This window comes from Myxococcus sp. AM009 (assembly GCF_013372605.1).
Lineage (GTDB): Bacteria > Myxococcota > Myxococcia > Myxococcales > Myxococcaceae > Myxococcus > Myxococcus vastator.
Window position 1 is genome coordinate 1 of the sequence record NZ_JABXEP010000249.1, and the last position, 7,572, is coordinate 7,572.

At 68.7% G+C, this 7,572-nt stretch carries 8 protein-coding genes; 6 read left to right on the forward strand and 2 right to left on the reverse strand.

Annotated elements, in window-relative coordinates:
* Nucleotides 1-160: 160 nt before the first annotated feature.
* Nucleotides 161-427 carry a hypothetical protein gene (locus HV824_RS33865; RefSeq protein WP_240358084.1) on the reverse strand — a complete coding sequence of 89 codons (267 nt, stop codon included), beginning with the start codon at nucleotides 425-427 and terminating at the stop codon, nucleotides 161-163.
* 315 nt (nucleotides 428-742) lie between these two features.
* On the opposite strand from HV824_RS33865, the gene HV824_RS33870 reads away from it, so the two are divergent.
* The gene (locus tag HV824_RS33870; RefSeq protein ID WP_176425114.1) at nucleotides 743-2,407 is read left to right on the forward strand and encodes an Ig-like domain-containing protein; all 1,665 of its coding nucleotides are present in this window, start codon (nucleotides 743-745) and stop codon (nucleotides 2,405-2,407) included.
* A gap of 109 nt (nucleotides 2,408-2,516) precedes the next feature.
* On the opposite strand, the gene HV824_RS33875 is transcribed toward HV824_RS33870, so the two are convergent.
* A complete protein-coding gene (locus tag HV824_RS33875) occupies nucleotides 2,517-3,425 on the reverse strand; it encodes a LysR family transcriptional regulator (RefSeq protein ID WP_176421454.1) in 909 nt (302 codons plus the stop codon).
* 122 nt (nucleotides 3,426-3,547) lie between these two features.
* Here HV824_RS33875 and HV824_RS33880 point away from each other — a divergent pair, with 122 nt between their 5' ends.
* The 5 genes from HV824_RS33880 to HV824_RS33900 all read left to right on the forward strand — a co-directional run.
* Entirely contained in the window at nucleotides 3,548-4,348 is an 801-nt protein-coding gene (locus HV824_RS33880; RefSeq protein WP_176421455.1) for an SDR family NAD(P)-dependent oxidoreductase, read from the forward strand.
* Nucleotides 4,349-4,382: 34 nt separating this feature from the next.
* Nucleotides 4,383-5,432: an aldo/keto reductase gene (locus tag HV824_RS33885; RefSeq protein WP_176425115.1), complete on the forward strand. Its 1,050-nt coding sequence runs from the start codon at nucleotides 4,383-4,385 to the stop codon at nucleotides 5,430-5,432.
* A gap of 190 nt (nucleotides 5,433-5,622) precedes the next feature.
* Entirely contained in the window at nucleotides 5,623-6,114 is a 492-nt protein-coding gene (locus HV824_RS33890) for a hypothetical protein (protein ID WP_176421457.1), read from the forward strand.
* Nucleotides 6,111-6,749: a hypothetical protein gene (locus tag HV824_RS33895; protein ID WP_176425116.1), complete on the forward strand. Its 639-nt coding sequence runs from the start codon at nucleotides 6,111-6,113 to the stop codon at nucleotides 6,747-6,749. Before HV824_RS33890 ends, HV824_RS33895 begins: the two co-directional genes overlap by 4 nt.
* Nucleotides 6,750-7,572, forward strand: an 823-nt coding sequence (locus HV824_RS33900; protein ID WP_255208557.1) for an SLC13 family permease, incomplete at its 3' end; no start/stop codon positions are given.

Genomic DNA, 7,572 nt, shown 5'->3' on the forward strand with positions numbered 1-7,572 from the left:
CCCCCCCGCCTCCAGCGCCAGCTTCTTCGAACCCATGTGAACCCCCTCTTCCGACTTCGACCCCAAACAGGGTCAGGAGGGCGAAGCTAGCTGTCCTGTGGACGACCTTGCAAAGCCTCGGGCGCTTTCGGGGGCGCCGTGACGACGCCAGCCGGTCCGCTCAGCTTCGCGAAGCCACCCCGAGGCCGATGATGACCAGCATGGCCACATGGAACCAGCCCACGTTGCGCGCGAGCACGGCCCAGCCCTCCCCTGAGCCCGGGGCGGTGCCGCGCCGGATGGCCGCCAGTTCCTGGTAGCCCAACACGAGGCCCACGAGCCCCGGCACGAACCCGATGAACCCCACCGTGGCGAAGATGAGCGCCAGCGTCGCGCGTTGGGACGGCTTCTCCCCCAGCGCGACGGTGTGGCAGTGAAGGCAGAGCATGCGCCCCACCTGCCACCTGCGGCAGCCTTCACACAAGAAGGTGCCACAGCGGCTGCACGTTCCCTCCGCGGGGCGCTCGGGATGAAGGGGGCACAACGCGACCATAGCTTCCATGCCCTTTCTCTACCACGTCCCCGGAGCGTCCCGCCGACGCCACCCGTCCTTTCAGAGAGCGCAAGCCCCCGTCCGCACATGGGAATTACGTAGAAGAATTGCATCCCAACCCAGGCGCGCTCTGAACGTCTGCTTGATATAGCTTTTCCCGCTGACGCTCCCAATTCCATGCGAGCCCAGCCTCCTCAAGGGAGAATTCACATGCGCATCGTTTCAAAAGCGGTCCGCGGCCTTTCCGCACTGGTCGGCGCGGCGGCCCTGGCCTCCATCGCTTGTGGTGATGTCCCGGACGCTTCGGAGAGCCCCCAGACCGAGCTTCAGCAGACAAGCGCGCCTCTGGATTGCCTCTCCTCCATCAAGCCGGAGCGGGAGCTGCTCATCCAGGACGCGGCAGTGGTGAATGACCCGGCGCGCACGGCCTGGTCCGGCGCGCTGCCCCAGGGGCGCGGCGTCGCGGACGGCGCGTGGAGCTTTGGTCGGCGCATGGCGGAGCTGAGCGGCGAAGTCGCCCCCTCCGAGTTCATTCACGACTCGCTCCAGCGCGGTGCGGAGCAGGACGCGGGCACCCGCGCGCGCGTTGCCCAACTCCTCGAAGCGTGGCCGAAGCTCGCGGACGGCACCTTGGACCTGACGAAGGCGCCACTGCGCTTGAAGGCCATCCTCAACCACGCGGGCTCGCGCAATGCGGACCGGCGCAGCGCCGGCGAAGGCCACCTGGTCTTCGAAGCAATCGACGCGGACGGCACGCCGCTGAACCTCAGCGTCACCCTCGTGTATGACCTGCCGGCTCCCAAGCCCTCGGACGCGCTCCACTGGGCCCGTCAGTGGCATGACCTCGCCACGCAGGCGCCTGGAACGGAGGCGTTCAACACCACGCTCCAGGCTGTCACCGACCGCTTCACCGCCGCCCCGGGGCGGGTCCAGGTGGGCACGACGGACCCGCGCCTCGACTCAGGGCGCTCGAACTCCATCGAGGCGCGACGCCTCGCGAAGGACTTCGGATCCCTGCTGTGCACCGACAGCGCGGCCCCCACCGTGACGCTCCTCTCACCGGCCCCGGGCAGCGCCCTGCGCGGCACGGTCACCCTGACGGCGAGCGCCTACGATGACCTTGGCGTCACGCGCGTGGACTTCTTCTCCGGGTCCACCCTCATCGCCTCCGACACCCAGCCCCCCTTCATCGTGGACTGGAACACCGCGACGTCCCCTCCGGGAACCCGGGTGCTGACAGCCCAGGCCTTCGACGCGGACGACAACATGGGCGTCTCCGACCCGGTGAGCGTCATGGTGGACAACTCCCCTCCCGTCATCATCTCCGGCCCGCCCCAGTACAACCAGCACAGCCTGAGCTATGTACGCGGCAACATCACCGTGGGCTGGTCCGTGACGGACCAGGGCCTCTCCGGCGTGGCCCTGGCGGAGTTCTTCCAGGAGGGCTACCTCAAGGGCTCGCTGACGGGCCACTCGGGCCTCGGCTACAACTTCTCGTGGGACACGCGGGTGCTGGCCAATCGCTCCTACAGTTTGATCCTGCGCGCGACCGACAACGCAGGCAATGTCGCGACGCACACCCGTTCGCTGATCGTCGACAACGCGGCGCCCACGTCCGTCCTGCTCGCTCCCCTCAACGGCGCGGTCGTCAGTGGCGTCGTCACGTTGGCCGCCAATGCGAGCGACAGCCAGCTGCTCCACTACGTCGTCTTCGAGATCGACGGTGTGCTTCAGTATCCCTACTCGACCACCGCGCCATTCACCCGCGCGTGGGACACCACGGGCAAGTCCGGTACGCACGTGATTGTCGCCATTGCGTATGACCGCGCGGGCAACAGCCGTCGCAGCAACGCCGTGACGGTCACCGTCCCGTGAGCCGCGGTCGGGCACGGGCGTCCCGGTAGCGTTCCACCCGGTTCAGCCTGGCCGGGTGGCCTCACGTCCTCTACCAAGGGGCCGCGCCAGACCTGCTGACGCGGCCTCGCTATCGCACGGAGCGAGCCTTCAACGCATCCGCGAGGAAGTCGATGAACGTCCGGATGCGGGTCGCGAGGTGCTCGTGACCGATGTGCACGGCGTGGATGAGCTCGATGTCCCCCGCGCTGTACCTCTCCAGCACCGCGACGAGCCGGCCCGATGCGAGGTCGGGCTGGACATGATAGCCGCCGAGCCGCGCCAGGCCCACGCCCTCCAGCACGAGCTGGCGCAGCACGACCCCGCTGTTGCCGTGGACATTGCCTGACACCGGCACCGAGAACGCCTCGCCGCTCGCAGGGTCCCGGAAGGGCCATTCGTCGGCGGGGCGCCGGAAGTTGAACCTCAGGCAGTTGTGTCGGGCGAGGTCCTCCGGCCGCCTCGGTGTGCCATGCGCCTTGAGGTACGCGGGCGACGCCACGATGACACGGCGGCTTTCGAGCAGCTTCCGCGCCTTGAGGCTGGAGTCCCGCAGCGGCCCCGTCCGGATGGCGACGTCCGTCCGCTGGTCCATCAGGTCAATCACCGTGTCCGTCAACGTGACGTCGAGCTCAACCTGCGGGTACAGGGCGAGGAACCGGGGCACGAGCGGCAGCACGTGGACCTCTCCAAACGCCACGGAGGTGTTCACCCGCAACAGCCCGCGCGGCACCACGTTGCCTGTCGTCACGAGGCTCTCCGCGTCATCAATCTCCGCGAGGATGCGCCGCGCCCGCTCCAGGTAGAGCGCCCCCTCCGGCGTCAGTTGCAGCGCGCGCGTCGAGCGCACGATGAGCGAGGTGCCCAGGCGGTCCTCGATTCGGGCGATGAGCTTGCTGACGGCCGAGGGAGACAGCCCCAGCTTGCGGCCCGCCGCGGAGAAGCTCCCACTGTCGGCCGTGGCCAGGAAGACGCTCATCTCCCCCGCGCGGTTGTCCACCGGACCTCCTGTGAATCTGATTCACAGGTACTTTGACATTATGGACGTTTCCTCTCAAGGGCGCCGCCGCTACATGACGCATGCGTTCACTCACCTGACAACGGCAGACCTCTGGAGAAGACATGGACTTGCAACTCACCGGGAAGACGGCGCTCGTCACGGGAGGCACCGCGGGTATCGGGCTGGCCATCGGGGCACGGCTGGCCGCTGAAGGAGCACACGTCGTGATTCCCGGGCGCTCGCGGGAGAAGCTGGATGCGGCGGTCGCCCACATCGAGCAGGCCCACCCAGGCACGTCCGGACGCGTGCGGACGGTGCTGGCGAACCCGGCCGACGCAGAGGGCGCCGCGCTCCTCGCTCGTGAGCTTTCCGACGTGGACATCCTGGTGAACAACCTCGGCATCTACGAGTCCAAGGCGTTCGGCGAGATCAGCGACGAGGACTGGCGCAAGTACTTCGAGGTGAACGTCCTGAGCGGCGCCCGTCTGGCACGTCAGTACCTGCCGGGAATGCTGAAGCGCAACTGGGGCCGCATCATCTTCATCGCCAGTGACTCCGCGCTCGTCATCCCACCGGACATGATTCACTACGGGATGACGAAGTCGGCCCAACTCTCGATTTCACGAGGCCTGGCGGCGACGACGAAGGGCACCCGCGTCACGGTCAACTCCGTGCTGCCGGGGACGACCCGCTCCGAGGGCATCGGAGACTTCTTCAAGAGCGTTGCGTCGAACCCGAACGCGCCCATGGCCGAAATCGAGGCGGAGTTCTTCCGCAAGGAGCGGCCGACCTCCCTGCTCCAGCGCGTCATCGAGGCCGAGGAGATCGCCGCGCTCGTCGCCTTTGTCGCGAGCCCCTTGTCTTCAGCCACCAATGGCGCCGCGCTACGGGCCGATGGTGGCGTCGTCCCCACCATCGCGTGAACCCACACCAGGATCGCGAACCAGGAGCATGACCATGGACTATCGACGACTCGGAGCCTCTGGACTCCAGGTGCCCGTCCTCAGCTTCGGCGCCGGCACCTTCGGAGGCCAAGGGCCTCTCTTTGGCGCCTGGGGAGATACCGGCGTGAACGAGGCCCGGCGGATGGTGGACATCTGCATCGAAGCGGGCGTGACGATGTTCGACACGGCCGACGTCTACTCGAACGGAGCGTCAGAGGAGGTCCTCGGCGCGGCGCTGCAGGGCCGACGACAGCAGGCCCTCATCTCGACGAAGGTCTCGCTGCCCATGGGCGACGGCCCCAATGACGCCGGCTCGTCGCGGTCCCATCTCATTCGAGCGTGTGAAGCGTCTTTGCGCCGGCTCGGCACCGACTACATCGACCTCTTTCAACTGCACGCCTTCGACGCCGCGACACCCATTGAGGAAGTGCTGTCGACATTGGACGATCTCGTGCGCCAGGGGAAGGTTCGATACGTCGGTGTTTCGAACTTCTCGGGCTGGCACCTGATGAAGTCGCTCGCCGTCGCCAGGCAGTACGGCTACCCCCGCTACGTCGCACACCAGGCCTACTACTCGCTCGTGGGGCGCGACTACGAGTGGGAGCTCATGCCGCTTGCCTTGGACCAGGGTGTCAGCGCGATGGTCTGGAGCCCGCTCGGCTGGGGCCGTCTCACCGGCAAGGTCCGGCGCGGTGCGCCGCTGCCAGCGGTGAGCCGCCTGCACCAGACCGCCGACTTTGGTCCCGCCGTCGACGACGAGCATCTGTTTCGCGTGGTGGATGCCCTCGACGACGTCGCCAAGGAGACCGGAAAATCAATCCCACAAATCGCCTTGAACTGGCTGACGACGCGTCCGACCGTCGCCAGCGTCATCATCGGCGCGCGGACCGAAGCGCAGCTTCGCGACAACCTCGGTGCCATCGGATGGGCGCTCACACCGGAGCAGCTCGCGAAGCTCGACGCGGCGAGCTTCAAGACACCGCCCTACCCTTACGCCCCGTACTACAATCTGGGTGACTTCACGCGGCTCAACCCGCCCCTGTTCCCCGCGCCCTCGGCGTAGGCTTGCCCCGATTCCGTGGCGCTCCCGCGCGTTCCCTGGTGGTGCTGCAGTCGACCGCGCCGGACGCGGACGCGCCGGACGACAAGCGAGGGGGCGTCCCCGCCCGTGGAGCAGGGCTTCTTCGCCAGGTTCGTTGGAATCCCAACGAAAGCGTGCAGCGACATGCCGGGCGCGGGTAAGGTGAGGCGTCATGCCGCCGCGCCCTCCGCACGATAGACACCTCCCCTCATCGGCCATCTCGAGGTTCGTCGACACCGCGCGCATCGAAGCACTGCTGGCGCCGTACCTGCCGGCCCCGCAAGAGCGCGCCTTCGTCGTCCGGTGCGTGCTCGGCGAGGGGCCGGCGCACCACCGCGGCGCCAACTACGTGCTGCTCTCGCTGCTCGGGCTGGTGCTCGAGCGGGTGGCACGCGGTGACCGCGAGGCCCTGGACCTCGGCGCGTCCCAGGAGGTCCCCATGCGGCTGCCGCCACACCTCGCGCGGCCCGACGACGCGCCCAGCTATCCGCTGCCGCTCCCCAGCGCGCCCCTGGAGCTCCTGGCGCGCAAGGGCACCCGGGACTTCGAGGCCATGGTGGACTGCCTCACCGACGGGCCTCCGCAGCACGCGCTGGCGAACGTGGCCATGGTGACGCTGCTGGCGGACCTGCTGGCGCGGCTTCCAGAGAGCCCGGAAGAGTGAGCGTCGAGCTGCCCCAGGGCATGGCGCAGGCGTTCTCGGTCGCCGCGGGCGAGCTGGGGATGTGTTGCGCGGCGTGGCTCTACGTGAAGGACGTGGCGCGGTTCGCGGGCGACGCGGGCGTGAGCGGCCTGCGCGACGCGCTGGGCCGCTCGTTCCCGGTGCTGGACGCGGTCGCCGAGAAGTGGCTCGCCGGCTCACGCGAGCCCCACACGGACCCCGGCGCCGTGCTCGGCGCGCTCGCCGGCACCCGGCAGCTCGTGGTGGTCGGTCTGGAGACGGAGTTCCTCGACGCGCTGATTCCGAAGCTGGAAGGCATCCGCCTCGCGCTGTTGCGGAGCTCGCCGTTCGAGGTGGACTGGGAGCGCGTGCTGTCCAACTACGCGGGGCGGGTGGAGCTGGTGGAGTTCGAGCGCTTCCAGTCGTGGGCTGGGCCCCGAAGCACGCTGCTCACCTTCGCCTACGGCGTCCATGGCGCCGGGACGCACGTGATGCCGGCGTGGCTCCGCGTCACCGGCGACGACGTGCGCACCCAGTTCCGCTCGCTGGTTGCCTGGGACGTGCTCCGAGCCCCGATGTTCGTGTATCCGCGCTGGTTGGTGGAGGTCGATGCCGCCACGTTCACGGAGCTGGTCTGAATGACCCAGGCCATCCTCGCCGGCATCCTCATCACCGCGCTGCTGTTGCAGGCGGCGCTCCCCTCGCGCCGGCTGGTGGTCGTGAGCATGGGCGCCGGCCTGGCGGCCCTGGCGTCTTCGCTGCTGGGAACCGGCACCGCGCCCGAGCTGCTGGCGCAGGTGCCGTGGGACGTCATCGTGATCCTCGTCACGCTGGGGCTGCTCTCGCAGCTGTTCGTCGAGTCGCGGCTCTTCGGTGTGCTGGCGCTGCACGCCACCCGGTTGAGCCGCGCCGGTCCCCGCCGAATCCTGCTGCTCTTCGCGGTGGGCATGTACGTGGTCAGCGGGCTGGTGAACAACCTCACCGCGCTGTTGCTCGTGCTGCCGGTGCTGCTCATCCTCTTCAAGCTGCTGGGCGTGCGACAGCGGTATGTGTCGTGGACGCTGGCGCTGGTCCTGGTGTCCTGCAACCTCGGCGGCGCCGCCACCCCCATTGGAGATTTTCCGGCCATCCTGCTGCTCGGCACCGGGGTGATGAGCTTTCCCGACTACCTGGTGCGCGCGCTGCCGGTGACGCTGGTCGCGCTGGCCGGTGTGCTGGGGGCAGCGTTCCTGCTGGTCCGCCCCGGCAGCCGGCTGGGGCAGACGCCCATCTCGGCCACGCTGACGCTCTCCACCATGGGCGCGCTGTACCGCAACGTGCGGGTGGAGCGCCGCAGGCTGCTGCCGCCGTTGCTGCTGCTCGGGTGCATGCTCGCGGCCTGGGTCGCCATTCCTAGAGAGACGGGGGTGACGCCCGACCTGGTGGCCTGGCTCGGGGCGGGGGCGGCGCTCGCGCTCGCGG